Genomic DNA, 25,515 nt, shown 5'->3' with positions numbered 1-25,515 from the left:
GGGTCGGGTGGGGTGGTGGCGCCTGTCTCGGCTTCCGTCGCCGCGTCGGCCGCCGCGTCACCCGCGTCCGCTGGCGCGTCACCCGCGCCCGCTGGCGCGTCACCCGCGCCCCCACTCGCGCCCGCGATCGCGGTGATCGCGTTGCCGATCAGGTTGTCCAGGATGCGGCCGAAGTCGGTGGGGGAGAGGCCGACCAGGCCGTCGCCCGGTGGGGTCTTGCGCGGGTTGTAGTCGAAGTCGATCGAGATCGGCGGGGTGTTCTCTTCCGGGCTCGCGGCCAGGAGGCGGGCGCGGTCGATGGCGTCGGCCAGTTCATCCGTGAGGGTGCGCCAGTCGGTGCGGCCGCTCGCCGGGCCCGCCTCGATGCGCGACAGTTCGAGCAGGTTGTTCGCCAGCTGGCCGAGGCGGAGGGCGGTGCTGCGGGAGGAGCGGATGTCCGCGAGCAGTGCCTCCGCGTCTCCGGCATCCAGCTCCGCGAGTTCCAGCTGGCCGCGGAGGACAGCAAGTGGCGTTCGCAGCTCGTGGCTGGCGTCGGACACCATCTGGCGTTCGCGTTCCGCCGACGCGCGCAGCCTGCGGATGAGTTCGTTCAGCGTCCCGGCGAGTTCGGCCAGCTCGTCGCGAGCCGGGTTCACCGTCAGCAGGCCCGTCGACTGCACATCGGCGATGCGTTCCGCCTGCTCCCGCATCCGGCTCACCGGGCGCAGTGCTGCACGCGTCAGCAGCCAGGATGCCGCGCCGAAGCCGATCACCAGCAGCACGGCGCCGATCGCGAGGGCGCCGGTGAGCCTGTCCAGGATGAGGTCGGTGGTCTCGTTGTTGCGGGCGGCGACCACGTGCATCACGCCGTTCCTGGTGGAGACCGCGCGCACCAGCACCAGATACTGGTCGTCGCCGACTTTGACGCTCGTCGCCTGCTCGCCCAGCCGCAGCAGCCCGCCGATGTCGGCCTCCAGCGAGCCGGGGAGAGTGGATGCGAGCACCGCGCCCGACGCGTCGACGATCGCGAGCTCCTGGCCGCCTCCCGGCAGATCGAACGGGCCGGACGGGTTGTTGCCGAGAGCCGCGGCGGGCGCGGCGACGTCGTTGTCGAGGAGGGTGACCGTGGCGTTGTGCAGGATGGAGGCGACGCCGAAGCGCACCACCTCGACAGCGACCAGGCCGAACAGGGTCGCCACGATGAGACTGCCGATGGTGATGCGGGCAGTGATCGAGAGGCGTCTGAGACGGTTCATGGGCTGGTCACGCGCGATCCGCGCATCCGAAGCCGGAGCCGGAACCCGGAACAGCGCCGACCGCCGCGCGCGTCACGGGGTCGGGACCTCGGCGTTCTTGGCGTCCAGCCGGTATCCGCGGCCGCGCTCGGTGACGATGGCGAGCCCGGCGCCGGCCAGTTCCAGCTTCTTGCGCAGGTAGGACACGTACTGGTCGATGACGTTCGTGCCGATGTTCTCCGTGGTGCCCCACACTGTCTCGAGGATGTCGGAGCGGGCGAGCGTCTTGTCCGGGTTCGTGGCGAACAGGCGCAGCAGCGTGAACTCGCGGCGGCTGAGCGGCATCTCGTGGCCGGACACCAGGGCGCGGTGCTCGTGCGAGTCGATGGTGAGGCGTCCGACCGTCACCTGGGGGCGCATCCCGGACGGCTCGCGCCGCAGCAGGGCGCGCACCCGCGCGGCGAGCTCGGCGAACGCGAACGGCTTGGTGAGGTAGTCGTCCGCTCCCGAATCCAGGCCGTGAACGCGGTCCTCGATGGCGTCCCGTGCGGTGAGCAGCAGGATCGGCATCGGGTTGGCGGCCTCGCGAATGTGGCGGCACAGCTCGAAGCCGCTCATCCCCGGCAGCATCACGTCGATCGCGGCGGCGGAATAGCCTTCGGCGCGCAGGGCGATGAGCGCGTCGACGCCGTTCGTGACCAGGGTCACGTCGTAGCCTTCGGCCGTGAGACCGCGTTCGACGAGGCCTCCCATGTCGGGATCGTCTTCGACAACGAGCAGCTTCATGCTGACATCGTGCCACCGATTCCCGTGGTCGTGCTCCGATGGCGGCGGATCGGGTGTGGCGTTTCCTGTAGGTTCTCGCAGGTCGTCACGGAAATCCGGATGCGCATCAGCGCTCGACGACGGCGCGAAGCCCTTCCAGGGTGGAGGCCCAGTTGGTGCTCATGCGGTCGGCTTCCGCGCGGTCGGCGCATCCACTCTGGGTGATGGTGACGCGGGTGTCGTCGCCGTCGGAGCCCAGGGTGTACGCGACGTCCTGGTAGCTCTCCGGCACGTCCGGCTTGCCGCTGAGCGGACTGTAATAGCTGCTCACCAGGCGTTCGCCCGGCACGAATTCCAGGATGGTGCCGTGATCCTCGTATGGTTTCCCTTCCCACTCCCCGCGGTAGACGATGGGGCTGCCGACCGTCCACTCGGACTCGACGCGCGTGCCGTAGAGGTACTGCGCGATGAGGTCGGGGTCGGTGATGGCGTGCCAGACCGCATCCCGGTCGGCGTGGATGAGGGCGGTGGCCTCTGCTGTCTCGCTCATCTCACCATCGTGCGCTTCGGAGGCGCGGATGGCTTGAAGAAATGCGACGCGTGCCGGTCAGGCGTTGCCGCGGCTGATCAGACGGGAGAGCACGATCGCGGAGCGCGTGTGGTCCACGTTCGGCGCGAGCCGCACCTTCTCGAGCGCCGCTTCCAGGCTCGGGATGTCCCGCGACCGGATGTGCACGATGGCGTCCGCGCTGCCCGTGACGGTTCCCGCATCCACCACCTCCGGCACGGCGGAGAGGATGCGCAGCAGCTCGTCGGGCGCGACCGTCCCCCGGCAGAACAGTTCGACGTACGCCTCGGTGCTCATCCCGTCGATCGCCGGGTCGACCTGGATGGTGAAACCGCGGATCACGCCGTCGGAGACCAGACGGTCGACCCTGCGCTTCACCGCGGACGCGGACAGTCCGACCACGGAGCCGATATCTCCGTATCCGGCGCGGGCATTCTGGCGGAGCAGGTCGAGGATGCTGCGATCGAGGTTGTCCACGAGCGCTAGCATACGGTGGATCGTTGCGTGAGCGCCTGGTGTTACGCGGAATCGTTGCGCGGGCTGTATAACGATCTGCTCTCGCCGAACAGGCACGCAAACATTCTGCGCGGCGAGGCCCGATCCTGGCGATTACGTGCGTCCGAACGCATCCATTCGCCGACAATCGTGTGTGACACTATCCCCATGTCGATCACCCACGAAGACGCTGAGCCGCGGACGGACCGGCCGGCGCGGATCCCGACGCGGCGGTCGGTGCTGATGTGCCGTCCCGAGCATTTCGTGGTCGTCTACCGGATCAACCCGTGGATGGACCCCGCCCTGCCGACCGATACGTCGCTGGCCGTGCAGCAGTGGGATGTGCTCTACCGCACCTACGTCGACCTCGGCTACGACGTGCAGCTGATCGAGCCGATCGAAGGGCTGCCGGACATGGTCTACGCGGCCAACGGCGGGTTCGTGGTCGACAACGTGGCGTACGGCGCGAGCTTCACATACCCGGAGCGGCAGCCGGAAGGCCCGGCATACATGGATTGGTTCCGCAGCCACGGGTTCGAGGTCGCTGAGCCGCGCAGCGTCAACGAGGGGGAAGGCGACTTCCTCCTCGTCGGCGACACGATCCTCGCGGGCACCGGCTTCCGCAGCACCGACGCCAGTCACGGCGAGCTCGCCGAGCTGTACGGGCGCGAGGTGGTCTCGCTGCGGCTGATCGACCCGAACTTCTACCACCTGGACACGGCGCTCTCCGTGCTCGACGGCACGCCGGGACAGGAGCACATCGCCTATCTGCCGTCCGCGTTCGACGACGCCAGCAGGGCCGTCATCGCCGAGCGGTTCCCCGACGCGATCGTCGTCAACGACGAGGACGCCGCCGTGCTCGGACTCAACTCGTTCTCCGACGGATACAACGTGGTGATCGCATCCAGGGCCGTCGATTTCGAGCGGCAGCTGCGCGAGCACGGATACAACCCGATCGGCGTCGACCTCTCCGAGCTGCTGCTCGGCGGCGGCGGCGTCAAGTGCTGCACCCTCGAACTGCGACGCTGAAAGGACAGCGCATGAACGACACAGACACGGTCGCACCCGCGGACACGACCGGCGCCGACACCGTCGCCCAGGCGGACACCGTCGCCCACCGCATCCACCCCAGCACCGTCGCCCCGACCGAGCGCCAGGCCGAGGCGATCGAGCGGGAAGAGGAGCACACGGCGCACAACTACCATCCACTGCCCGTCGTGGTCGCGGAGGGGGACGGCGCCTGGGTCACGGACGTGGACGGCCGGCGCTACCTGGACTGCCTCGCCGCATACTCGGCCGTGAACTTCGGCCACTCCAACCCCGTGCTGCTGGATGCGGCGCGGGCCCAGCTCGACCGCATCACGCTGACGAGCCGCGCGTTCCACAACGACCAGCTCGGCCCGTTCGTGGAGGCGCTCGCCGCGCTCGCGGGCAAAGACATGGTGCTGCCGATGAACACGGGAGCCGAGGCCGTCGAGTCCGGCATCAAGGTGGCGCGCGCGTGGGGGTACCGCGTGAAGGGTGTGCAGGACGGACGGGCGAACATCATCGTGATGGCCGGCAACTTCCACGGGCGCACGACCACGATCATCAGCTTCTCCGACGATCCGGATGCGCGTGACGGGTTCGGCCCGTACACGCCAGGATTCCGCACGGTACCGTACGGCGACGCCGCCGCGGTCGCGGAGGCCATCGACGACGACACCGTCGCCGTGCTCGTCGAACCGATCCAGGGCGAGGCCGGCATCGTCGTGCCGCCCGCCTCCTTCCTTCCCGAACTGCGCGCGCTCTGCGACGAACGACGCGTGCTCCTGATCGCGGACGAGATCCAGTCCGGCCTCGGCCGCACCGGTGCGACGTTCGCGTGCGACCTGGTGGGAGTGGTACCCGACCTCTACCTCCTGGGCAAGGCGCTCGGCGGCGGTATCGTGCCGGTCTCCGCTGTCGTCGGCAACCGTGATGTGCTCGGGGTGCTGAACCCCGGGGAGCACGGGTCGACGTTCGGTGGGAACCCGCTCGCTGCCGCCGTCGGGCGGGCCGTGGTCGGGATGCTCGCGACCGGCGAACCGCAGGAGCGCGCCGCGCTGCTCGGCAAGCGCCTGCACGCCGGGCTCTCGCGGCTGGTCGGGCACGGCGTGCTCGCGGTGCGCGGGGCTGGGTTGTGGGCCGGGATCGACATCGATCCGGCGCTCGCGACGGGCAGGGAGGTCTGCGAACTGCTGATGGAGCGCGGGCTGCTGGCGAAGGACACGCACGGGTCGACCATCCGGTTGGCGCCCCCGATCGTGGTGGATCCCGCCGACCTGGACTGGGCGGTCGACCAGCTCGAGGCGGTGCTGCAGGAGTTGTCCACCCGCTGACGGCTTTCGCCTGTGAGCGCAGGAGTTATCCACAGCTTCAGGTTTTTTCGTCGCGCAGTGTGCTCCCGAGTGGAAGCATGGGCGCCATGAGTGATCCGAGCACACAGGCGACGGCGCCTGAACGGCCAGACGGCGGCAAGACGTTCTTCGGGCAACCCCGCTCGCTCGCGAACATCTTCGGCGTCGAGATGTGGGAGCGCTTCTCGTTCTACGGGATGCAGGGCATCCTGCTCATCTACCTCTATCACTCCGTCGCCGACGGCGGCCTCGGCATCGACCAGGCCACGGCCGCCGGCATCGTCGGCGCGTACGGAGGGGCGGTGTACCTCTCGACGATCCTCGGCGCGTGGCTCGCCGACCGGATGTTCGGGTCGGAACGCGTGCTGTTCTGGAGCGCCGTGGTCATCATGGCCGGGCACATCTCGCTCGCCCTGCTGCCGGGTGTGTCCGGCGTGATCGTGGGCCTTCTGCTGGTGGCGCTCGGCAGTGGCGGGCTGAAGGCGAACGCCACCCGCATCGTCGGCACGCTCTACTCGGAGCACGACTCGCGCAGGGACGCCGGGTTCTCGATCTTCTACCTCGGCATCAACCTCGGCGCGTTCTTCGGGCCGCTCCTCACCGGGCTGCTGCAGACCGAGCTAGGCTTCCACTGGGGTTTCGGGCTGGCGGCGGTCGGCATGGCGATCGGGCTCATCCAGTACTCCTTCGGGCGCAAGCGGCTGCCGGAGGAGGCGCACGACGTGCCCAACCCGCTGCCGGCATCCCGTCGCCCGCTCGTCATCGGGATCGCGGTGGCCGGGGTGATCGTGGTGGTCGCGCTGGTGCTCCTCGGCGTGATCACGGCGCAGAACCTGGCGCTCATCGTGATCGGCGTGGTGATCGTCGCCGCCATCGCGTACTTCACGCTGCTGCTCACGTCGAAGCTGGTGAACGCGGAGGAGCGCAGCAGGATCGTCGCGTTCATCCCGCTGTTCATCACGAACGCGGCGTTCTGGTCTCTGTACCAGCAGCAGTTCACGGTGATTACGATCTACTCGGACAAGCGACTCGACCGCAACCTGTTCGGCTGGGACTTCCCGGTCTCCTGGGTGCAGTCGATCAACCCGATCTTCGTCATCGTCCTGTCCGGTGTCTTCGCGGCGATCTGGACGAAGTGGGGAGACAAGCAGCCGTCGACGCCGCTCAAGTTCGCGGCGGGCACGGTGGTGATGGGGCTGGCGTTCTGGCTGTTCCTGTTCTGGGCGGGCGGCGGAGAGAACAGCACGCCGCTGCTGGCCGTGGTGGGCATCCTGCTCGTGTTCACGGTCGCGGAGTTGCTGATCTCGCCGGTCGGGCTGTCCGCCTCCACGAAGCTGGCGCCGCACGCGTTCGGTGCGCAGATGGTGGCGCTCTACTTCCTGTCCGTCGCGCTCGGCACCGCGATGGCCGGCCAGCTCGCGAAGCTGTACTCGCCGGCGACGGAGGGCGTCTACTTCGGGATCATCGGGGCGGTGGCCATCGCGATCGGCGTAGTGCTGGCCGTGATGAGCCCGTGGGTGCTGAAGATGATGCGCGGCGTGCGGTGAGGCAGCAGACTGGTCGCATGGCCGAGTTGCTCGAACTGTGCAGGGTGGACAAGCTGATCCCGGATTCGGGCAGCATCGGGGTGACCGCGATCGACAAGCGACCCGTCGCCGGTTCGCTGCGGGTGCGACCGTATGGGCTCTACGGAGACGTGCAGGCCGACCGCAAGCATCACGGCGGCCTCAGCAAGGCGCTTTACGCGTATGCGCAGGAGGACGCGGAGTACTGGGCGGATGCGCTCGGGCGCGACATCCCTGCCGGGCTGTTCGGCGAGAACCTCCGAACGGCGGGCCTCGACGTCAACGGCGCCGAGATCGGCGAGCGGTGGAGGATCGGCGACGAGCTGGTGGTCGAGGTGACCTGTCCGCGCGAGCCCTGCGCGACGTTCCAGCGGCGCATGGGGGAGCGGCAGTGGGTCAAACGCTTCACCGAGGTGGGGCTGCCCGGCGCATACCTGGGCATCGTCAAGTCCGGGAGCATCGGCGCGGGCGACAGCATCGAGGTCGTGTCGCGGCCGGGACACGGAGTGACCGTCGCCTCCTGGTTCACCTCCGCCGACGCCGACCAGGTGGATGCGCTCGAAGCGGCAGAGCGCGCGGGGAGCGTGACGCTCGTGCCTGAGATGGTGGTGGCGATGCGGAAGATCGCTGCGCGGGTGAGGGTGTGAGCGACGAGGGAGAGGCGGCCGAGGTGGTCGAGGTGCCGCAGGCGGAAGGGGCGACCGGAGTGACTGAGATTGTCGAGGCGTGGGCGAGCGAGTCGACGCTGCTGGCGTTCGACGGGCGCATCCTGGAGGTGTTCGGCTTCCCGGACGTTCAGAGGATGCACATCGCGTTCCGTCCGACGATCACGGTCGGCACGAAGATGGTGTCCATCGCACCGACCCAGGGCGGCAAGCTCAGCTTCTTCTACGATGCGGCGCGCGCCGACGAGATCGCCGCCTTCGCGGTGCACGTGCACGCGGCGCACGCAGCGCACGCGTGATCGGCATGGGCTGACGGTGCTCAGGCCCGCGGCGCGTATTCCGCGGCGAGCAGGCCCAGGATGACCTCGTCGATGAACTCGCCGAGCACCCACGCAGACGCGCGGGTCGTTCCCTCACGGACGTAGCCGTTGCTCTCCGCCGCCCGCAGCATGGCCGTGTTGTCCGCCAGCGTCTCGATCTGCAGCCGGTGCAGTCCGCGCACCACGAAACCGTAGTGCGTGAGCACCGCCACCACGTCTGTGCCGTAGCCGTGCCCGCGCGCCGCGGGGGTCAGGCCCAGCCCGATGTGGGCGAAGCGGTTGTGCGTGTCGATGCCCCAGAGGGTGGCAGCGCCGATCAGCGTTCCTCCGGCCAATTCGACGATCGAGAACCGCACCACATCGTCGTCGGACGTGCCCGCCTTCAGTCGGGGGTCGTCCGAACCGGGAGAGATCGGACGCCACGGGCTGCCCTCCGCGTGGGAGCCGACGACGACGTCGTCCCACATCTCCTTCAGCAAGATCGGGATGTCCTCTTCGTGCCGGGCCCTCAGTCCCACCGTGCTGCCAGTAAGCATGGGTCATTCCTAGCCGATCGTCCCGCGCGGCGGCAACCATCAGTGGATGCGGTCAAGCCGCCCCCGATTCAGTCGTACCATTGCTGAATGGAACTCCGGCAGCTCGAGCACTTCGTCACGGTGGCGGAGGAACGACACTTCACACGCGCGGCGGAACTGCTGCAGATCTCGCAGTCCGGACTGTCCGCGTCCATCCGGTCGCTTGAGCAGGAGCTCGGCACCTCCCTGTTCATCCGCAGCACGCGTCGCGTGGAGCTGACCACCGCAGGACAAGCGCTGCTCGCCGACTCCGTACGCACGCTCGCCAGCGCGGCAGCGGCCCGCAACGCCGTCGCCGCCGTGCGCGGCCTGGTGCGCGGCCGTCTCACCATCGGAGCTGAGCCGTGCCTCGGCTCGGTCGACCTCCCCGCCGAGCTCGCGTCGTTCCGCACGGCCAACCCCGGCGTGGAGGTGCGGCTGCGCTACTCCGGATCCGTCGAGCTGGTGGATGCGGTCGCCGGGGGCCGCGTCGACGTCGCCCTGGTCGTCGACACCGGCCACACGCCCGCCGGTGTGCAGCTGCGACAGCTGAGCACTCAGGAGATGCTGGTGCTCTGCCACCCCGACCACCGGTTCGCGGCCGAGTCGAGCATCCCGTTGGAGAGTCTGCGCGGAGAGGCGCTGATCGGTTTCCAGGAAGGCTGGGGTGCGCAGGCGCTCGCGCGGCGGGCGTTCGCTGCTGCCGGGTTCGACTACCGGGCGGCGATGGAGGTCAACGACGTGCATCCGCTGCTCGACCTGGTGGGCTACAACCTCGGCGTCGCGATCGTGCCCGCGAGCTTCGCTCGCAAACGTCCGGAGCAGCTGAAGGCGGTCGGGCTGCGCGGCGACGTTCCGGCCTGGAACGTGGCGGTGGCGGTGGCCGAAGAGCCCAGCCCGGCGGCCGGCGCTTTCCTGCGGCAGTTGCAGCCGGTCGGAGCCGCCGCGTAAACGCAGCACTCGAGCCCGACGCCACTCGCCGGTGACACCGAGGTGTCGCGAATGACGCCGGACCCGAATGTGCCGCGCGGGTCACGCGGCGCGGGTCAGGCGACGTCGAGCGCCGCCAGCTCCTCGGGTGTGAGGGTCAGGTCGGCCGCCGTCGCCGAGTCACGGATCGACTCCGGGCGGGATGCTCCGGGGATCGGGATGACGTGCGGGCTCTTGGCGAGATGCCAGGCGAGCGCGACGACCTGCGGGCTGACGCCACGCGCATCCGCCACCTGCTGGAACGGCGCGAACCGGTCGCCGAGCGCCGCGGCGGACGTGATGCCGCCGAGCGGGCTCCACGGCAGGAACGCGATGCCCAGCTCGTCGGCCAACTCCAGTTCGGGCTCGCTCGACCGGAAGGCCGGCGAGAACTGGTTCTGCACCGACGCGAGACGGCCGCCGAGGATCTCCTGCGCCTGACGGATCTGCTCGGGGTTCGCGTTCGAGATCCCGGCGAGGCGGATCACGCCGTCGTCGAGCAGGTCGCGGATCGCGCCGACCGAGTCCTCGTACGGCACCTCGGGGTCCGGACGGTGGAACTGGTACAGCCCGATCGCGTCGCCGCCGAGCCGCGCGAGCGACGCCTTCGCGGCCTCCTTGATGTACTCCGGGCGGCCGTCGACGTACCAGCTGCCGTCGCCGGGACGGAGGTGGCCGCCCTTGGTGGCGATCAGAACAGTGGATGCGTCCCCGCCCCAGCTGCGCACGGCACCGGCGATCAGCGACTCGTTGTGACCGACCTCGTCGGCGTGCAGATGGTATGCGTCCGCCGTGTCGATGAAGGTGACGCCCGCGTCGAGCGCGGCGTGGATGGTGGCGATGGAGCGGTCCTCGTCCGGGCGGCCCTCGATCGACATGGGCATGCCGCCCAGGCCGATCGCGCTCACCTCGACGTCGGCGATTCTGCGTGTTCTCACCAGGCGTAGTCCTCCGGTGCTGTCTTGTGGCCAGGGAAGATCTCGTCGAGGCGCGCAAGTGCGGCCTCGTCGAGGGTGACGTCGACGGCACGGACCGCCGCATCCAGTTGCTCCATCGTGCGCGGCCCGATGATCGGCGCCGTCACGGCCGGCTGCGCGAGCAGCCAGGCGAGCGCGATGTCTCCCGGCTCGTGGCCGAGCTCGTCGGCGAACGCCTCGTACGCCTCCACAGCATCCCGGTGCTTCTCGAGGGTCTCCGCGGCGCGCCCTTCCAGGCGGCGCTTGCCCTCGTTCTGCTTGCGCACGACCCCGCCGAGGAGGCCACCGTGAAGCGGCGACCAGGCGATGACGCCCACACCGTTCGCCTGAGCGGCCGGCAGCACTTCGAGCTCCACCTGACGGGTCAGGAGGTTGTAGATCGACTGCTCGCTGACCAGGCCGGTGTAGTTGCGCTTGCGGGCCTCCGCCTGCGCGGTGGCGATGTGCCAGCCGGCGAAGTTGCTCGAACCCGCGTACAGGATCTTGCCCTGCGCGACGGCGACCTCCATCGCCTGCCAGATCTCGTCCCACGGGGTGTCCCTGTCGACGTGGTGGAACTGGTAGATGTCGATGTAGTCCGTCTTCAGCCTGCTGAGGCTGGCGTCCAGCGCGCGCCGGATGTTCAGGGCGGACAGCTTGCCGTCGTTGGGCCAGTCGCCCATGTCGCCGTAGAGCTTGGTGGCCAGCACCGTGCGCTCACGGCGGCCGTCACCCTTCGCGAACCAGTCGCCGATGATCGACTCCGTCGCGCCCTTGCCGCGGTGCTGCCCGTAGACGTTGGCCGTGTCGAAATAGTTGATGCCGTACCCGTGCGCAGCATCCATGATGGCGAACGAGTCGTCCTCGCTGGTCTGCGGACCGAAGTTCATCGTGCCGAGTGCGAGTCGAGAGACTTTCAGGCCGGACCGGCCCAGATGTGTGTACTCCATACCGTCAGCATCCGCCCGCCCGAGTCAGCTGTCCAACAGGAGATGTGGATGACATTGTGCAGGGTGGCAACTGAATGGATGCGCCTCCCGGGCGACGGTGCGAAGCTGAGCGCATGCAGCTCCTCACCGACGGCGTCTACCGCCTGCAGAAGGCCACCGGCGCCAACGCGTACCTCGTCGACACCGGAGACGCCGCTGTCGTCATCGACACCGGAACCCCGGGCGGTGCGGCGAAACTGGCCGCCGAGCTCCGCGAGGCGCGCGGCCTGCCGCCGGTGACGGACATCGTCCTCACGCACTACGACCCCGACCACGCCGGATCGGCCGCCGCGCTGCAGCGCGAGACGGGCGCCCGGGTCTGGATCGGCCGCGCCGACGCCGCCGTGCTGCGCGGAGAGACGCCGCCGTCGACCGGCTTCCGGAGGTTCCTCGGCCGCGTCTACCCGAAGACCGAGGTGCCGGCCGACCTGCACGAACTCCCGGATGCTGCCGAGACGGAGATCCTGCCCGGCCTCGTCGCCATCCCCGCTCCCGGGCACACCGACGGCCACGTCGTCGTGGAGTGGCGGGGCGTGATCTTCGCCGGGGATGCCGTGCGCGTCTCGAAGGGCAGGCTCGTGCAGATGCCGCGGCTGCTGATCAGCGACAAAGCGCAGGCGCTGGCGACGACCGAGCTGATCGCATCCCGTCGCCCGCGGCTGGTGTGCCCGGGGCACGGAGCCCCGGACCGGTTGGCCTAGCGGCTGAGCGCCGCCTCCAGCTCCGGGTCCGTCGGCTCCACCAGGTGGGAACCGTCGGGGAAGACGATGACCGGGATGTTCGTGCGGCCGCTGATCGAGAGGGCAACGTCGGCCTTCTCCGGGGTCGCGACCAGGTCGACGTAGTCGTAGTCGGCGCCGAGGCGGTCGAGGAGGGCCTTCGAGCGGATGCAGTCGCGGCACCAGTCGGCGCCGAACATGGTCACTTTTTCGTAGGTTTCAGCGGAAGTCATTCATCGAGCCTAAGCGCTTCCGGCTGGGAGCCGTCCACGAGGCGGGTCGCGCGCATCCGGCTGGGCTCGATGATGGCGGCGTTGGCGCCGTCGACCTCGCGGGCCCACGCCTCCGCCGCCTCCGGGGTGCGGCCGTGGCGGGTGTGCCGGTCGATCAGTCTCGCGAGCCGCACGTCCTCCGGCGTCGACACGAACCAGCTCTCCGCCAGCAGGCTCGGGATGCGCGACCACGGCTCGGCGTCGGCCAGCAGGTAGTTGCCCTCCACAACCACCAGCCGCGTCTCCGGCTCGATGGCGATGGAGGCGGCGACCGGCTCGTCCACGGCGCGCTCGAACGCCGGCACGTAGACGGTGTGCGTCTGCTCGGCGGCGACCCGGTGGAGGGTGGCGACGAAACCCCAGGCGTCGAACGTGTCGATCGCGCCCTTGCGGTCGTGGCGGCCCAGCGCATCCAGGGTCGTGTTGGCCAGGTGGAAGCCGTCCATCGGGAGGTGCGCGGCGAGCGGGCGGCCGCCCGCGCGCTCGTTCACCCGCTCGACGATGGTGCGGGCCAGCGTCGTCTTGCCTGAGCCGGGGCTGCCGGCGATCCCGAGCAGCACGCGGCCGCCCTGTGCTGCCAGCAGCAGCTCTTCCGCCCGTGCTGCTCCGGCTTCGCTCATCCCCTTATTCTCGGGCATCGAGGCCGGTGCGCGGTGCGCGGTGCGCGAGCGCGTGCGCGGTGAACGTCAGGAGTACTCGGGCGGCGCGGTGCGGTAGCGCCAGGCGAGCTCGTTGTCCCGGGCGAAACGGGAGAGCGTGTGCGCGGGCGGGAGCAGGTCTCCGGTGAAGGCTTCCAGCGAGGCGAGGAGCGCGTCGGCGGTGGCGGGGGTCGGATCGGCGAGTACGGCCGTGAGCAGGGCGTCGAAACCGTCGGGCTTGCTGTCCAGCCCGGCGACGAGCTTCGTCAGGTATTTGGGGCCGGGGAACGCGACGCGGTTGGCCGCGAGCAGCGCCCGCGCGGCCGAGGTGACGAGGTGCACGGACGCGTGCCGCAACAGCAGCTGATCGCCGCTCGCGGCCGCCTGCTGCAGGAAATACCCTCCGTACAGCCTGGCCTGCGCGAGGAACGACGCCACCTTGGCGTCCCACTCGGCCTCAGGGAGGGACGACGGGTGGATGCGGGCGATGCGTGCATCCAGGTCGTCGACGCGGCTGAAGACGACCCGGGATGCGGCGAAGGAGTCGCGCACCGGGTCGTCGCCGCGGTCGGCGGCATCGTCGAGGTAGGACAGGGTGGCGAGCTTGACGTCGAAGTAGCCGCCGTCGTAGCCGATGTCGTCATCCTCGGTGTACATCAGGAGGTCGGCGGCGTCGGCGTCCGCCCAGCGCTCCTCGGTCACGACGAGGTAGAGGTCGACGTCCGAGTCGACGCGCTCCGTGCCGCGCGCGACGGAGCCGGTGAGGATGACGGCGACGGTGTCCGGCCGTGCCGTCTCGCGGGCGAGGTAGCGTTCGATGGCCTGGTCATGGTGCAGCAACGGTGGGTCTCCATTCGGGGTGAATCGCTTCAATGCGCGGACGACGGTGATGGCGCCTGGGGCGACGGCGGCCGGGGTCAGTCCGAGCTGCTCGCCCGGACGACCAGCTCCGGCTGGTACAGGATCTGACGGGGTTCGAGGTCGGGGTCGTCCGCCTCTTCGAGCAGGATGTCGACGGCGGTCTCGCCGATGAGGCGGCTCGGCTGACGGATCGAGGTGAGCGGGACCACCGATGCGCTCGCGAACAGGATGTCGTCGTAACCGACCAGCGCGATCTCATCTGGGATGGCGATCTTGCCCTGCATGAACAGGGCCTGCAGCAGCCCGATCGCGAGGAGGTCGTTCGCGGCGAAGACGGCGTCCGGGCGCTCGGCGGGGGAGCGGTCCACGATGGCGTCGCCCGCCCGGCGGCCCTCCTGCACGGTCAGCGCGGGGAGTGTGATCGCCTCGATGGTGACACCCGGATGCGCGGCGACGGCCTGCCGCGCGCCCTGCAGACGGTCACTCACCTGCCGGATCTCGAGCGGGCCTCCGACGAACGCGATCCGTCGCCTGCCCGTGTCGATCAGGTGCTGGGCGGCCAGCGCTCCGCCGGCGATGTCGTCCACCGAAACCGAGCTGATCGACACGTCCTTGCTCACCCGGTCGACGAGCACCGACGGGATGCCGCGGTCGCGCATCCGGCGCAGCCTGGGCGCCACGTTGCCCACCGGGGAGATGAGCACGCCGCGGACGCGCAGCTCCTCGAACAGGGTGAGGTAGCCGGACTCGCGTTCCTTCTTCTCGTCGCTGTTGCCCGCGATGACCGAGTATCCGGCCAGGGCTGCGCCGTCTTCTGCGGCGGTGGTCAGCTCGGTGAAGAACGGGTTGCTGCCGCTCAGGGTGATCAGGCCGAGCGCGTTGCTGTGGCCGACGCGGAGCTGCCTGGCCGCCTCGTTGCGCACGTATGACAGCTTCTCCATCGCCAGGGTGACCCGCTCCACCGTCTCCGGGGAGACGATCTCCGGGCGGTTCAGCACGTTCGAGACGGTGCCGATGGAGACGCGGGCCAGTGCGGCCACATCCTTCACGCTCGCCGATGCCATGATCGCCCTCCCGATCGCAGTTTAGGACATTGAATCGTTAACGCGCGTCGCCCCTGCGACGAATCGCTGGCGGCGCTGGCTGCCGATGGGTTGAACCATAGTCCTTCCCCGCATCCCGTGTGAATTGCCGGGAAAGACAACAAACGTCGGCTCGTTACTGAATCGTTACAATCGCGTGTTGACCTCCCTCGACCGGCCCCCTATCTTCAAATGAAGCGTTTCAATGCGAACCCCAGCGCGCACTCTGGGACCTGCAGCGCCAATACAAGGAGGTATTCATGTTCTCTCGAAGGACGGCAGCTCGCGTTGCCGCCACAGTCGCCAGCACAGCCGTGCTGGCCGCCACCCTCGTCGCCTGCTCATCGAGCGGCGGCGGCGGATCGTCCATCACCCTCATGGCCGGCGGAAACGACCCAGCTGCGACCAAGTTCGCCAAGTCGATCGCCGACGGATTCATGAAGGAGAACCCGTCGATCAAGGTCAAGGTGAACACGCGGCCAGGCGGCACGGACGGCGACAACCTGATCAAGACCAGGCTCTCCACCCGCACGATGGACGACGTCTTCCTCTACAACTCCGGATCGCTGTTCCAGGCGCTCAACCCGGACACGCAGCTTCAGCCCCTCACCGACGAGGCATGGGTGAAGGAACTGACCCCCGACTTCAAGAAGACCGTCAGCACGTCGAAGGCGACATACGGCGCACCGTGGGGCACGACCTTCAACGGCGGCATCATGTACAACAAGAAGGTCTACGAGAAGCTCGGTCTGACCGTGCCGAAGACCTGGGCCGAGTTCATCAGCAACAGCGAGAAGATCAAGGCGGCGGGCATCATCCCGGTGCTCCAGTCGTACGGGGACACCTGGACCAGCCAGCTCTTCGTCCTCGCCGACTTCGCCAACATCAGCAAGCAGGATCCCGAGTGGGCGACGAAGTACACCGAGAACAAGGCCAAGTACGTCGACCCGCCCGCGCTCGCCGGCTTCACGCACACGCAGGAGGTCTTCGACAAGGGTCTGATGAACAAGGACTACGCGTCCCTGACCAACGTGAACGCGCTCAAGCTGCTCGCCACCGGCGAAGCGGCGCAGTACCCGATGATCACCGCGGTGATCAGCAACGTGGTGCAGAGCAACCCCGACCAGGTCAACGACATCGGCTACTTCGCGATGCCCGCCGACTCCGGCGAAGGCCAGGCGACGGTCTGGGAGGCGAACGGCGCGTACATCCCGAAGTCGACGACGGGCGACAAGCTGACCGCGGCCAAGAAGCTGGTGGCGTTCATCAACTCGCCGAAGGGCTGCGACGTGCAGAACTCGGCCGGTGTCCCCGCCGGGCCGTTCGCGATCAGCAGCTGCAAGCTCCCGGATGACGCTCCCGCCCTCGTCGCGGACGAGCTGAAGTACCAGGAGGCCAAGCAGACCGGGCTGGCGCTCGAGTTCCTCTCCCCGATCAAGGGACCGAACCTGGAGAAGATCCTCATCCAGGTCGGCTCCGGCATCACGGATGCCAAGGCGGGCGCTGCGCTCTACGACAACGATGTGAAGGCGCAGGCGCAGCAGCTCGGCCTCAAGGGCTGGTAACCCGGGACGACGCAGCACTGCGCAGCACCGCGGGGCCGATGGCCACGGCCGTCGGCCCCGCACAGCACCACAGCACCATCGCACTGAACTCGACGAGGAGTAAAACATGTCGACGGCCAACCCAGCGACCGCCATCCAAGCGGCCGACATCATCGCGGACATCGCGCCGCCACCGAAGAAGCGGCGACCGATCAAGTCGTACTACCCGACCTGGTTCTTCATCCCGGCGGTCGCGCTCTACGTCGTGTTCTTCGCCATCCCGACGTTCTCGTCGTTCTATTTCTCGCTGACCCGCTGGTCGCTGTTCGACTCGCAGTTCATCGGCTTCGACAATTTCGTCCAGTTCTTCCGTGACCCTCAGCTCTACACGAGCTTCATCCACACCCTGATCTACGCGGTGATCACGTCGGGTGCGAAGGTCATCATCGGCTTCTTCCTCGCGATCCTGCTCACCGGGCCGATCGTCGGCCGCGGCTACCTCAGGGCCGTCGTCTTCTTCCCCGTGCTGCTCTCCACCATCGGCGTCGGCATCATGTGGAAATCGCTGCTCGACCCCTTCCACGGGATGGTCAACGCCGTCCTCGGATTCTTCGGGCTCCCGCAGCCCGGCTGGTTCACCGACCCGAACCTCGCGCTCTACTCCATCGCCGGCGTCGACATCTGGAAGGGTGTCGGCATCGCGACCCTGATCTTCATGGCGGGCATCGTCGCCATCCCGAACGAGTACTTCGAGGCGGCCAAGATCGACGGGGCGAGCTCCTGGAAGATCCTGCGCCAGATCACGATGCCGCTGACCCGCGGCGCGACGGCGACCGTCATCATCCTGTCGCTGATCGGCGGCCTGCGGTCGTTCGACATCATCTGGGCCACCACGGGAGGCGGCCCGGGCTTCACCAGCGACGTGATCGCCTCCGTGATCTACAAGCAGTACCAGGCGGGCTTCTACGGTCTGTCGACCGCCGGCAACGTCGTCCTGTTCCTCGTCGTCACGGTGATCATGGTGCCGCTCTCGTACTTCCTCAACAGAAAGCAGGTGGAGCTGTGAGCCGCGAGCGCACCAGGGCCTGGATCGTCGGCATCATCGCGATCGTCGTCTCCGTCGTCGTCTTCCTCGTCCCGTTCGTCTTCGTGCTGCTGCAGGCGGCGAAGTCCCCTGCGGAGGCATCGAACCTCGCGTTCTCCTGGCCGAAGGAGTTCCTGTTCTTCCAGAACTTCTGGGAGACGCTGAACTCCAACGACGGCGTCATCTGGCGCGCCATCATCAACAGCGCGATCCTCACCATCGGCGCTGTCGCGATCATGGTGGTGCTGTCGGCGATGGCCGGGTACGTTCTCGCCCGCAAGAAGAGCAAGTGGGGCCCCGTCGTCAACTTCTTCGTGCTCGCCGGGCTGATCGTGCCTCCCGCCGTGGTCCCGACCATCTGGGTACTGCAGGGGCTGCAGCTCTTCGGCACGATGCCCGGGATGATCCTGGTCGAGGCGACCTTCGGGCTCTCGTTCTGCATCCTGCTGTTCCGGGCGTTCGTCGGGAACATCCCGAGGGAGCTGGACGAGGCGGCGGTGCTCGACGGTTCCGGCCCGATCCGGCTCTTCTTCCGGGTGGTGCTCCCGCTGCTGCGCCCGGTCGTGGTGACCGTGATCGTCGTGCAGTCGGTGTTCGTCTTCAACGACTTCGCCGGACCGCTCTACTTCCTCCCCGGCGACCAGAACGTGACGGTACAGCTCGCGCTGTACACCTTCTCCGGCCAGAACCTGAGCTTCTACAACCTGCTCTTCATGGCCATCTTCCTCATCACCATCCCGCCGCTCATCGCATACATCTTCTTCAACAGGCAGATCGTCGCCGGTATCACCAGCGGCGCCGTCAAGGGCTGACATCACCGTGACCACGAACGAGAACACTGGAGTGACATCAATGAACTGGCAAGCTCGCATGATCGCCGCAGACGACGACTTCGACGGGGCACCGCTGCTCCGCCGCGAGTTCGACATCGACGGCAGCCACGGCGCCGTGACGACCGCGACCCTCACCCTGAGCGCGCTCGGCGTGGTGGAGGCGTGGCTGAACGGCCGCCCCGTCTCCGACGACCTGCTGACTCCCGGATGGAGCAGCTACGAGTGGCGCCTGCGCTATGCGGAGTACGACGTGACAGACCTGCTGGCCGGCGACGCGGGGAGCGCGGAGGGTGTCGGCGTGCTCGGCATCGCCCTCGGAAACGGCTGGTACCGCGGCAGGCTCGGCTGGACGGGACGCTCCGGCTTCTACGGCTCGGAGCTCGGCGCGTTCGCGCAGCTGGAGGTCACCTTCGCCGACGGCTCGACGCAGACGGTCGTGACGGACGCCGACGGCGCATGGACCGCAGGACCGAGCCCGGTGCTCGCCAACGACCTCTACGACGGGGAGACCATCGACGCCCGCCGCAGAGACGACTCCTGGCTTTCCGCCGGCTTCGCGGGCGACGGTTGGGTGGGCGTTCACGCGCTGGACTTCGACACGGCCATCCTGACCCCGTACGTCGGGCCGCGCGTCCACCGCTGGAACGAGCTGCCGGTCGTGGAGATCAGCACATCGCCGTCGGGCAAGACGCTGGTGGACTTCGGGCAGAACCTCGTCGGCTGGGTGCGCGTCTCCGTCCGGGGCGCCGAGGGCGCCGAGGTCACCATCCGGCACGCGGAGGTGCTCGAGCACGGCGAGCTGGGCACCCGGCCGCTGCGCTCCGCGCTCGCCACCGACCGCTACATCCTGAGCGGCGGCGACGACGTGTTCGAACCGACGTTCACCTTCCACGGCTTCCGCTACGCGGAGGTCTCCGGATGGCCGGGCGAGCTGACGGCGGACGACCTGACCGCCGTCGCCATCGGCTCCGACCTGGAGCGCATCGGCACCTTCCGCAGCTCCGACCCGATGCTGAACCAGTTCCACGAGAACGTGGTCTGGGGGATGCGCGGCAACTTCGTCGACGTGCCGACCGACTGCCCGCAGCGCGACGAACGACTCGGCTGGACAGGCGACATCGCCGCGTTCGCGCCGACGGCCGCCTTCCTCTTCGACGTCGACTCCTTCCTCTCGGACTGGCTGATCGACCTCGATGCGGAGCAGCGGCACCACGACGGCATCGTCGGGTTCGTCATCCCGGATGTGCTCAAGTACACCGACGGCGAGATCCCGACCGAGTTCGGCCCTGCCGACTCCACGGCGATCTGGAGCGACGCGGCCGTCTGGGTGCCCTGGACGCTCTACCAGGCATACGGCGACCAGGATGTGCTCGGCCGCCAGTTCGACTCGATGGCCAGTCACGTGCGCCGGGTGAAATCGCTCCTGTCTCCCGCAGGCGTCTGGGACGGCAACTTCCAGTTCGGCGACTGGCTCGACCCGGATGCTCCGCCGGAGGACCCCGCGAAGGCCAAGGCGGACAAGGGTGTGGTGGCCACCGCGTGCGCGTACCACTCTGCGCGGATCGTCGCAGAGACGGCGGCGCTGCTCGGCCGCACGGAGGAGCAGGCGGAGTTCGAGCGGATCGCGACCGGCCTGCGCGAGGCGTTCAACCGTGAATACGTGAACGACGGCGTCGTGAAGAGCGACTGCACCACGGTGTACGCGCTGGCCATCGTGTTCGGCCTGCTCGACGCCTCCGACGAGGCCGCCGCCGGCGCCCGGCTCGCCGAGCTCAGCGCCGAGGCCGGCTACCGCATCTCCACCGGGTTCGCCGGCACCCCGTTCATCACCGACGCGCTCACGAAGACCGGGCACCTGGATGCGGCGTACCGGCTCCTGCTCGAACGCGAGTGCCCGTCGTGGCTCTACCCGGTGACGATGGGCGCGACCACGATCTGGGAGCGCTGGGACTCGATGCTGCCGGACGGCACCATCAACCCGGGCGAGATGACCTCGTTCAACCACTACGCGCTCGGCGCGGTCGCCGACTGGATGCACAGGGTCGTCGGCGGTCTCGCCCCGCTCGCCCCCGGATACGCGAAGGTGCTCGTCGCCCCGCAGCCCGGAGGCGGCATCACCGAGGCGGAGACGACGCTCGACACCCCACACGGCCGCGTTGCCGTGCACTGGACCGTCGACGGCGACGAGCTCACCGTCGACGCCGAGCTCCCGGCCGGAGTGGACGGCGTGCTCCGCCTGCCCGGCCAGGACGACCGGCAGCTCAGCGGAGGCCCCGTCTCCGTGACCGTCCCCTTCGCTGCTCCTGCGCTCACCGCAGCCACCGCTTCAGAGAAATGACCAGGCACCATGACTGACCTCACCGCCATCGCAGCGGACCTCGCCGACCAGGCGATCGAGCTCCCATCCTGGGCGTTCGGCAACTCGGGCACCCGGTTCAAGGTGTTCGGGTCGCCAGGCACCCCGCGCGACCCGTTCGAGAAGATCTCGGACGCCGCGCAGGTGCACAAGCACACCGGGCTCGCCCCGAAGGTGGCGCTGCACATCCCGTGGGATGTGGTCGATTCGTACTCCGACCTGCGCAAGCACGCGGAGGACAACGGGGTGTCGCTCGGCACGGTGAACTCGAACACGTTCCAGGACGACGCGTACAAGCTCGGCTCGGTGACCCACAGCGATCCGGCGATCAGGCAGAAGGCGATCGACCACCACTTCCGCTGCATCGACGTGATGGACCAGACCGGCAGTCGCGATCTGAAGATCTGGCTCGCGGACGGCACGAACTATCCGGGCCAGGACGACATCCGGGCCAGGCAGGACCGTCTCGTCGAGTCGCTGGCCGCGATCTACGAGCGGCTCGGCGATGACCAGAGGCTCGTGCTCGAGTACAAGTTCTTCGAGCCGGCGTTCTATCACACCGACGTTCCGGACTGGGGAACCAGCTACGCGCACACCGTCGCGCTCGGCGACAAGGCGTACGTCTGCCTGGACACCGGGCACCACGCGCCCGGCACGAACATCGAGTTCATCGTGGCGCAGCTGCTGCGGCTCGGGAAGCTCGGCTCGTTCGACTTCAACTCGCGGTTCTACGCCGACGACGACCTGATCGTGGGCGCCGCCGACCCGTTCCAGCTGTTCCGCATCATCGCCGAGGTGGTGCGCGGCGGCGGGCTCAACAACCCGGATGTGGCGTTCATGCTCGACCAGTGCCACAACATCGAGAAGAAGATCCCGGGCCAGATCCGGTCGGTGCTCAACGTGCAGGAGATGACCGCCCGCGCGCTGCTGATCGACAGGGAGGCGCTCTCCGCCGCCCAAGCCGCCGGCGACGTGCTCGGCGCCAACGGCATCCTGATGGACGCGTTCTACACGGATGTGCGCCCGGCGCTCGCCGAGTGGCGCGAGTCCCGCGGGCTGCCCGCCGATCCGATGAGGGCGTATGCGGCATCCGGGTACCAGGAGCGGATCGAGGCGGACAGGGTCGGCGGCGTGCAGGCGGGATGGGGCGCCTGATGGCCAGCGAGGCGGCGGAGGCGCTGATCGCCCGGTCGAACCGGCTGGGCGCCGACCCGCGCAACACCAACTACGCGGGCGGCAACACGTCCGCGAAGGGCACGGACACCGATCCCGTCACCGGAGAGCCTGTCGAGTTGCTCTGGGTGAAAGGCTCGGGCGGAGACCTGGGCACACTGACCGAGGCGGGGCTGGCCGTGCTGCGGCTCGACCGGCTGCGCGCGCTGGTGGGCGTGTACCCCGGTGTCGAGCGCGAGGACGAGATGGTCGCCGCGTTCGATTACACGCTCCACGGAAAGGGCGGCGCAGCGCCGTCGATCGACACGGCCATGCACGGGCTGGTGGATGCCGCGCACGTCGACCACCTGCATCCCGACTCCGGGATCGCGTTCGCGACGGCCGCAGACGGTGAGCGGCTGACCGCTGAGGCGTTCGGAGGACGGGTGCTGTGGGTGCCGTGGCGGCGTCCCGGCTTCCAGCTCGGGCTCGACATCGCGGAGCTGAAGGCAGCGCATCCGGAGGCGATCGGCTGCATCCTGGGCGGTCACGGCATCACCGCGTGGGGCGCGACCTCGGAGGAGGCGGAGGCGAACTCACTGTGGATCATCGAGACCGCCGCCGCGTACATCGCGGAGTACGGGAGGGACGAGCCGTTCGGAACCGTCCTGGACGGTTACAGCGCCCTGCCGGAGGCGGAACGGCGCGCGAAGGCGGCGGCGCTCGCCCCGCACCTGCGGGCGCTGGCGTCGACGGACAGGGTGCAGGTCGGGCACTTCACCGACTCGGAGACGGTGCTCGACTTCCTGGCGCGCTCCGAGCATCCACGGCTGGCGGCGCTCGGCACCTCCTGCCCTGACCACTTCCTGCGCACGAAGGTCAAGCCGCTGGTGCTCGACCTGCCCGCCGACGCGTCCGTGGAGGACTCGGTGGCGCGGCTCGAAGAACTGCACCAGGCGTACCGGGCCGACTACCAGGCCTACTACGACCGGCACGCCACCGCCGAGTCGCCCGCGATCCGCGGCGCTGACCCGGCGATCGTGCTCATCCCCGGCGTCGGGATGTTCAGCTACGGCGCGAACAAGCAGACGGCGCGGGTGGCCGGCGAGTTCTACGTGAACGCCATCAACGTGATGCGCGGAGCGGAGGCGCTGTCGACCTACGCGCCGATCGACGAAGCCGAGAAGTTCCGCATCGAGTACTGGGCGCTGGAGGAGGCGAAGCTGGCGCGGATGCCGAAGCCGAAACCGCTCGCCGGACGGATCGCGCTCGTGACGGGTGCGGCATCCGGCATCGGCAAGGCCATCGCCACCCGGCTCGCGGCGGAGGGTGCGTGCGTCGTCATCGCCGACCTCGACCTCGCGAAGGCGCAGGATGCCGCCGCGTCGATCGGCGGGACGGATGTGGCCGTCGGGGTGCAGGCGGACGTCACGGACGAGCGCGCGGTGCAGGCAGCAGTGGATGCGTCCCTGCTGGCGTTCGGCGGGCTCGACCTGGTGGTCAACAACGCCGGGCTGTCGCTGTCGAAGTCGCTGCTGGAAACCACCGTGGCCGACTGGGAGCTGCAGCACGACGTGATGGCGAAGGGCTCCTTCCTGGTGTCCCGCGCCGCCGCGCGGGTGCTGATCGACCAGAAGCTCGGCGGCGATATCGTCTACATCTCGTCCAAGAACTCGATCTTCGCCGGACCGAACAACATCGCGTACTCGGCGACGAAGGCCGACCAGGCGCACCAGGTGCGGCTGCTCGCGGCCGAGCTCGGCGAGCACGGGGTGCGCGTCAACGGGATCAACCCGGACGGCGTCGTGCGCGGCTCCGGGATCTTCGCGGGCGGCTGGGGCGCCAAACGCGCCGCGGTGTACGGGGTTCCGGAGGAGGAGCTCGGGCAGTACTACGCGCAGCGCACCCTGCTCAAGCGGGAGGTGCTGCCGGAGCACGTCGCGAACGCGGTGTTCGTGCTGTGCTCGTCCGACCTCGATCACACGACCGGACTGCACATCCCGGTGGACGCCGGCGTGGCGGCGGCGTTCCTGCGATGAACGGAACGGGGACCGTCGCGGCCGTCGACCTCGGCGCGACCAGCGGGCGGGTCATGATCGGCAGGGTCGGGCAGGACACGCTCGACCTGACCGAGGCCGCACGGTTCCCGAACACGCCCGTCACCCTCTGGGAGGGCGACAGGGCGGCGCTGCACTGGAACATCCCCGAGCTGTACCGCAACGTGATCGGCGGGCTGCGGGATGCGCTGCACGCCGAGCCGGGCATCGTCAGTGTGGGGGTGGATGCGTGGGCCGTCGACTACGGACTGCTGCGCGGCGGAGTGCTGCAGGGCATCCCGTACCACTACCGCGACGAGCGGACGGCGGCGGGAGTGGCTGCGGTGCACGCGCGCGTGCCCTCCGACGAGCTGTACCGGCAGAACGGGCTGCAGTACCTGCCGTTCAACACGCTGTACCAGCTGGCGGTCGACCGCGCGGTCGGGCGGCTCGACGGGGTGGACACGATGCTGCTCATCCCGGACCTGATCGCGTACTGGCTGAGCGGCGAACGCGTCGCCGAGCGCACGAATGCGTCGACGACCGGGTTGCTGGGGGTGGATGGCGCGTGGAACGCGGCGCTGATCGAGACGCTGGGGCTTCCGCGGGGAGTGTTCCGGCCGGTGGTGGATGCGGGGACCGTGCTCGGTCCGCTGCTGCCGAGTGTGCGGGGCGAGGTGCGCATCCCGGATGGTGGTGATGGCGGTGGTCGTGGCGGTGGCGGCCCGGTGGTGACCGCGGTCGGCTCGCACGACACGGCGTCCGCGGTGGTGGCGGTTCCGATGCGGAGCTCGAACGCGGCGTACATCTCCTGCGGGACCTGGGGGCTCGTGGGCGTGGAGCTGGAGCATCCGGTGCTGACTGCTGCTGCGCGCGACGCCAACTTCACCAACGAGGGCGGGGTGGATGGGCGCGTCAGGTTCCTGCACAACGTGATGGGACTGTGGTTGCTGAGCGAAAGCATCCGGAGCTGGCGCGACGCCGGGCTGGACGTGGACCTGGTGGAGCTGCTGGAGCGTGCCGAGGCGTTGGGTGCCGGTGTGCCGGTGCCGGTCTTCGATGCGAACGACCCACGGTTCCTGGCGCCGGGAGACCTGCCGGCGCGGATCGCGGAGTGGTGCGCCGAGCACGGGGTGGCCGCACCGGCTGGGCCGGTCGAGTACGTGCGGAGCATCGTGGAGAGCCTGGCCGAGGCGTTCGCGGCGGCGGTGCGGGCGGCCGCCGAGCTGTCCGGTCGTCGGGTGGACGTGGTGCACATCGTGGGCGGAGGGGCGCGGAACCGGCTGCTCTGCCAGCTGGTCGCCGACCGCTGCGGCGTGCCGGTGCTCGCCGGTCCGGTCGAGGCGACCGCCATCGGCAACGTGCTGGTGCAGGCGCGGGCGCACGGCCTGGTCAGCGGCTCGCTGGAGGCGCTGCGCGCCCTCGTGCTGCGCACGCACGCCCCGGTCGAGTACGCCCCCGCCTTCGCGAGACACCACTAACTGTCGCGAAAGGCCCGGG

25 protein-coding genes are annotated in these 25,515 nt (G+C 69.0%); 14 read left to right on the top strand and 11 right to left on the bottom strand.

The features are described from left to right. The 4 genes from B7438_RS11380 to B7438_RS11365 form a co-directional block, all read right to left on the bottom strand. A partial coding sequence (locus B7438_RS11380; protein ID WP_085369705.1) for a HAMP domain-containing sensor histidine kinase occupies positions 1 to 1,235 on the bottom strand: 1,235 nt, incomplete at its 3' end. A 72-nt stretch (positions 1,236 to 1,307) separates the two neighbouring features. Beyond that, the gene (locus B7438_RS11375; RefSeq protein ID WP_085369704.1) at positions 1,308 to 2,000 is read right to left on the bottom strand and encodes a response regulator transcription factor; all 693 of its coding nucleotides are present in this window, start codon (positions 1,998 to 2,000) and stop codon (positions 1,308 to 1,310) included. A 106-nt stretch (positions 2,001 to 2,106) separates the two neighbouring features. Next, positions 2,107 to 2,529: an SRPBCC family protein gene (locus tag B7438_RS11370; RefSeq protein ID WP_085369703.1), complete on the bottom strand. Its 423-nt coding sequence runs from the start codon at positions 2,527 to 2,529 to the stop codon at positions 2,107 to 2,109. A 57-nt stretch (positions 2,530 to 2,586) separates the two neighbouring features. Next, entirely contained in the window at positions 2,587 to 3,024 is a 438-nt protein-coding gene (locus B7438_RS11365; RefSeq protein ID WP_055891313.1) for an Lrp/AsnC family transcriptional regulator, read from the bottom strand. Between the two features lie 186 nt (positions 3,025 to 3,210). Between B7438_RS11365 and ddaH the strand changes: the two genes are divergently transcribed. The 5 genes from ddaH (at position 3,211) to B7438_RS11340 (ending at position 7,949) form a co-directional block, all read left to right on the top strand. Further along, entirely contained in the window at positions 3,211 to 4,071 is an 861-nt protein-coding gene (ddaH, locus tag B7438_RS11360; protein WP_085369702.1) for a dimethylargininase, read from the top strand. 11 nt (positions 4,072 to 4,082) lie between these two features. Further along, positions 4,083 to 5,402: an ornithine--oxo-acid transaminase gene (gene rocD, locus B7438_RS11355; RefSeq protein ID WP_085369701.1), complete on the top strand. Its 1,320-nt coding sequence runs from the start codon at positions 4,083 to 4,085 to the stop codon at positions 5,400 to 5,402. A gap of 86 nt (positions 5,403 to 5,488) precedes the next feature. Beyond that, positions 5,489 to 6,967, top strand: coding sequence for a peptide MFS transporter (locus B7438_RS11350; RefSeq protein WP_143465825.1), 1,479 nt, complete (start codon positions 5,489 to 5,491; stop codon positions 6,965 to 6,967). A gap of 17 nt (positions 6,968 to 6,984) precedes the next feature. Next, positions 6,985 to 7,632: an MOSC domain-containing protein gene (locus B7438_RS11345; RefSeq protein ID WP_085369699.1), complete on the top strand. Its 648-nt coding sequence runs from the start codon at positions 6,985 to 6,987 to the stop codon at positions 7,630 to 7,632. Then, entirely contained in the window at positions 7,629 to 7,949 is a 321-nt protein-coding gene (locus B7438_RS11340; RefSeq protein WP_085369698.1) for a hypothetical protein, read from the top strand. The genes B7438_RS11345 and B7438_RS11340 overlap by 4 nt, the downstream gene beginning before the upstream one ends. Before the next feature lie 20 nt (positions 7,950 to 7,969). Here the strand turns inward: B7438_RS11340 and B7438_RS11335 are convergent, their stop codons facing one another. Continuing rightward, positions 7,970 to 8,506, bottom strand: coding sequence for a GNAT family N-acetyltransferase (locus tag B7438_RS11335; RefSeq protein ID WP_085369697.1), 537 nt, complete (start codon positions 8,504 to 8,506; stop codon positions 7,970 to 7,972). A gap of 87 nt (positions 8,507 to 8,593) precedes the next feature. Between B7438_RS11335 and B7438_RS11330 the strand changes: the two genes are divergently transcribed. Then, positions 8,594 to 9,475: a LysR family transcriptional regulator gene (locus tag B7438_RS11330; protein WP_085369696.1), complete on the top strand. Its 882-nt coding sequence runs from the start codon at positions 8,594 to 8,596 to the stop codon at positions 9,473 to 9,475. Positions 9,476 to 9,570: 95 nt separating this feature from the next. Here B7438_RS11330 and B7438_RS11325 read toward each other — a convergent pair whose 3' ends face one another. Together B7438_RS11325 and B7438_RS11320 are read right to left on the bottom strand one after the other, a co-directional pair. Beyond that, complete coding sequence (locus B7438_RS11325) at positions 9,571 to 10,431, bottom strand: aldo/keto reductase (RefSeq protein WP_085369695.1); 861 nt, start codon at positions 10,429 to 10,431, stop codon at positions 9,571 to 9,573. After that, positions 10,428 to 11,399, bottom strand: a complete 972-nt coding sequence (locus B7438_RS11320; protein WP_085369694.1) for an aldo/keto reductase — start codon at positions 11,397 to 11,399, stop codon at positions 10,428 to 10,430. Before B7438_RS11320 ends, B7438_RS11325 begins: the two co-directional genes overlap by 4 nt. Before the next feature lie 113 nt (positions 11,400 to 11,512). Here B7438_RS11320 and B7438_RS11315 point away from each other — a divergent pair, with 113 nt between their 5' ends. Next, the gene (locus B7438_RS11315; protein WP_085369693.1) at positions 11,513 to 12,139 is read left to right on the top strand and encodes an MBL fold metallo-hydrolase; all 627 of its coding nucleotides are present in this window, start codon (positions 11,513 to 11,515) and stop codon (positions 12,137 to 12,139) included. Here B7438_RS11315 and B7438_RS11310 read toward each other — a convergent pair. The 4 genes from B7438_RS11310 to B7438_RS11295 form a co-directional block, all read right to left on the bottom strand. After that, on the bottom strand, positions 12,136 to 12,390 hold the full coding sequence (locus tag B7438_RS11310) for a glutaredoxin family protein (protein WP_085369692.1): 255 nt from the start codon (positions 12,388 to 12,390) through the stop codon (positions 12,136 to 12,138). The two genes, B7438_RS11315 and B7438_RS11310, sit on opposite strands and share 4 nt — an antisense overlap. After that, positions 12,387 to 13,049, bottom strand: a complete 663-nt coding sequence (locus B7438_RS11305) for a nucleoside/nucleotide kinase family protein (protein WP_085369691.1) — start codon at positions 13,047 to 13,049, stop codon at positions 12,387 to 12,389. The genes B7438_RS11310 and B7438_RS11305 overlap by 4 nt, the downstream gene beginning before the upstream one ends. A 66-nt stretch (positions 13,050 to 13,115) precedes the next feature. Further along, positions 13,116 to 13,907: a nucleotidyltransferase domain-containing protein gene (locus B7438_RS11300; protein WP_085369690.1), complete on the bottom strand. Its 792-nt coding sequence runs from the start codon at positions 13,905 to 13,907 to the stop codon at positions 13,116 to 13,118. A 77-nt stretch (positions 13,908 to 13,984) separates the two neighbouring features. Continuing rightward, a complete protein-coding gene (locus tag B7438_RS11295; protein ID WP_085369689.1) occupies positions 13,985 to 14,992 on the bottom strand; it encodes a LacI family DNA-binding transcriptional regulator in 1,008 nt (335 codons plus the stop codon). A gap of 278 nt (positions 14,993 to 15,270) precedes the next feature. Between B7438_RS11295 and B7438_RS11290 the strand changes: the two genes are divergently transcribed. From B7438_RS11290 to B7438_RS11260, 7 genes are all read left to right on the top strand, one after another. Next, positions 15,271 to 16,575, top strand: coding sequence for an ABC transporter substrate-binding protein (locus B7438_RS11290; RefSeq protein ID WP_085369688.1), 1,305 nt, complete (start codon positions 15,271 to 15,273; stop codon positions 16,573 to 16,575). Between the two features lie 106 nt (positions 16,576 to 16,681). After that, positions 16,682 to 17,620: a carbohydrate ABC transporter permease gene (locus tag B7438_RS11285; RefSeq protein ID WP_085369686.1), complete on the top strand. Its 939-nt coding sequence runs from the start codon at positions 16,682 to 16,684 to the stop codon at positions 17,618 to 17,620. Continuing rightward, positions 17,617 to 18,450, top strand: a complete 834-nt coding sequence (locus B7438_RS11280) for a carbohydrate ABC transporter permease (RefSeq protein WP_085369685.1) — start codon at positions 17,617 to 17,619, stop codon at positions 18,448 to 18,450. The genes B7438_RS11285 and B7438_RS11280 overlap by 4 nt, the downstream gene beginning before the upstream one ends. A 40-nt stretch (positions 18,451 to 18,490) precedes the next feature. Continuing rightward, the gene (locus tag B7438_RS11275; protein ID WP_306293894.1) at positions 18,491 to 20,809 is read left to right on the top strand and encodes an alpha-L-rhamnosidase; all 2,319 of its coding nucleotides are present in this window, start codon (positions 18,491 to 18,493) and stop codon (positions 20,807 to 20,809) included. Positions 20,810 to 20,818: 9 nt separating this feature from the next. Continuing rightward, the gene (gene rhaI / locus B7438_RS11270; RefSeq protein ID WP_085369681.1) at positions 20,819 to 21,982 is read left to right on the top strand and encodes an L-rhamnose isomerase; all 1,164 of its coding nucleotides are present in this window, start codon (positions 20,819 to 20,821) and stop codon (positions 21,980 to 21,982) included. Beyond that, complete coding sequence (locus B7438_RS11265; protein ID WP_256921988.1) at positions 21,982 to 24,018, top strand: bifunctional aldolase/short-chain dehydrogenase; 2,037 nt, start codon at positions 21,982 to 21,984, stop codon at positions 24,016 to 24,018. The genes rhaI and B7438_RS11265 overlap by 1 nt, the downstream gene beginning before the upstream one ends. Further along, the gene (locus B7438_RS11260) at positions 24,015 to 25,496 is read left to right on the top strand and encodes a rhamnulokinase family protein (protein ID WP_085369678.1); all 1,482 of its coding nucleotides are present in this window, start codon (positions 24,015 to 24,017) and stop codon (positions 25,494 to 25,496) included. Before B7438_RS11265 ends, B7438_RS11260 begins: the two co-directional genes overlap by 4 nt. Positions 25,497 to 25,515: the final 19 nt, after the last annotated feature.

Origin of the sequence: Leifsonia sp. NCR5 (assembly GCF_002105485.1) — a bacterium.
Lineage (GTDB): Bacteria > Actinomycetota > Actinomycetes > Actinomycetales > Microbacteriaceae > Leifsonia.
This window is presented reverse-complemented; position numbering and strand designations above follow the sequence as displayed.

Coding starts and splice junctions, on each gene's coding strand:
- B7438_RS11305 (WP_085369691.1), bottom strand. CDS start 13,049: ATGAGCGAAGCCGGAGCAGCACGGGCGGAAGAGCTGCTGCTGGCAGCA.
- rocD (WP_085369701.1), top strand. CDS start 4,083: ATGAACGACACAGACACGGTCGCACCCGCGGACACGACCGGCGCCGAC.
- B7438_RS11375 (WP_085369704.1), bottom strand. CDS start 2,000: ATGAAGCTGCTCGTTGTCGAAGACGATCCCGACATGGGAGGCCTCGTC.
- B7438_RS11330 (WP_085369696.1), top strand. CDS start 8,594: ATGGAACTCCGGCAGCTCGAGCACTTCGTCACGGTGGCGGAGGAACGA.
- ddaH (WP_085369702.1), top strand. CDS start 3,211: ATGTCGATCACCCACGAAGACGCTGAGCCGCGGACGGACCGGCCGGCG.
- B7438_RS11350 (WP_143465825.1), top strand. CDS start 5,489: ATGAGTGATCCGAGCACACAGGCGACGGCGCCTGAACGGCCAGACGGC.
- rhaI (WP_085369681.1), top strand. CDS start 20,819: ATGACTGACCTCACCGCCATCGCAGCGGACCTCGCCGACCAGGCGATC.
- B7438_RS11295 (WP_085369689.1), bottom strand. CDS start 14,992: ATGGCATCGGCGAGCGTGAAGGATGTGGCCGCACTGGCCCGCGTCTCC.
- B7438_RS11260 (WP_085369678.1), top strand. CDS start 24,015: ATGAACGGAACGGGGACCGTCGCGGCCGTCGACCTCGGCGCGACCAGC.
- B7438_RS11290 (WP_085369688.1), top strand. CDS start 15,271: ATGTTCTCTCGAAGGACGGCAGCTCGCGTTGCCGCCACAGTCGCCAGC.
- B7438_RS11285 (WP_085369686.1), top strand. CDS start 16,682: ATGTCGACGGCCAACCCAGCGACCGCCATCCAAGCGGCCGACATCATC.
- B7438_RS11335 (WP_085369697.1), bottom strand. CDS start 8,506: ATGCTTACTGGCAGCACGGTGGGACTGAGGGCCCGGCACGAAGAGGAC.
- B7438_RS11310 (WP_085369692.1), bottom strand. CDS start 12,390: ATGACTTCCGCTGAAACCTACGAAAAAGTGACCATGTTCGGCGCCGAC.
- B7438_RS11315 (WP_085369693.1), top strand. CDS start 11,513: ATGCAGCTCCTCACCGACGGCGTCTACCGCCTGCAGAAGGCCACCGGC.
- B7438_RS11320 (WP_085369694.1), bottom strand. CDS start 11,399: ATGGAGTACACACATCTGGGCCGGTCCGGCCTGAAAGTCTCTCGACTC.
- B7438_RS11265 (WP_256921988.1), top strand. CDS start 21,982: ATGGCCAGCGAGGCGGCGGAGGCGCTGATCGCCCGGTCGAACCGGCTG.
- B7438_RS11275 (WP_306293894.1), top strand. CDS start 18,491: ATGAACTGGCAAGCTCGCATGATCGCCGCAGACGACGACTTCGACGGG.
- B7438_RS11370 (WP_085369703.1), bottom strand. CDS start 2,529: ATGAGCGAGACAGCAGAGGCCACCGCCCTCATCCACGCCGACCGGGAT.
- B7438_RS11345 (WP_085369699.1), top strand. CDS start 6,985: ATGGCCGAGTTGCTCGAACTGTGCAGGGTGGACAAGCTGATCCCGGAT.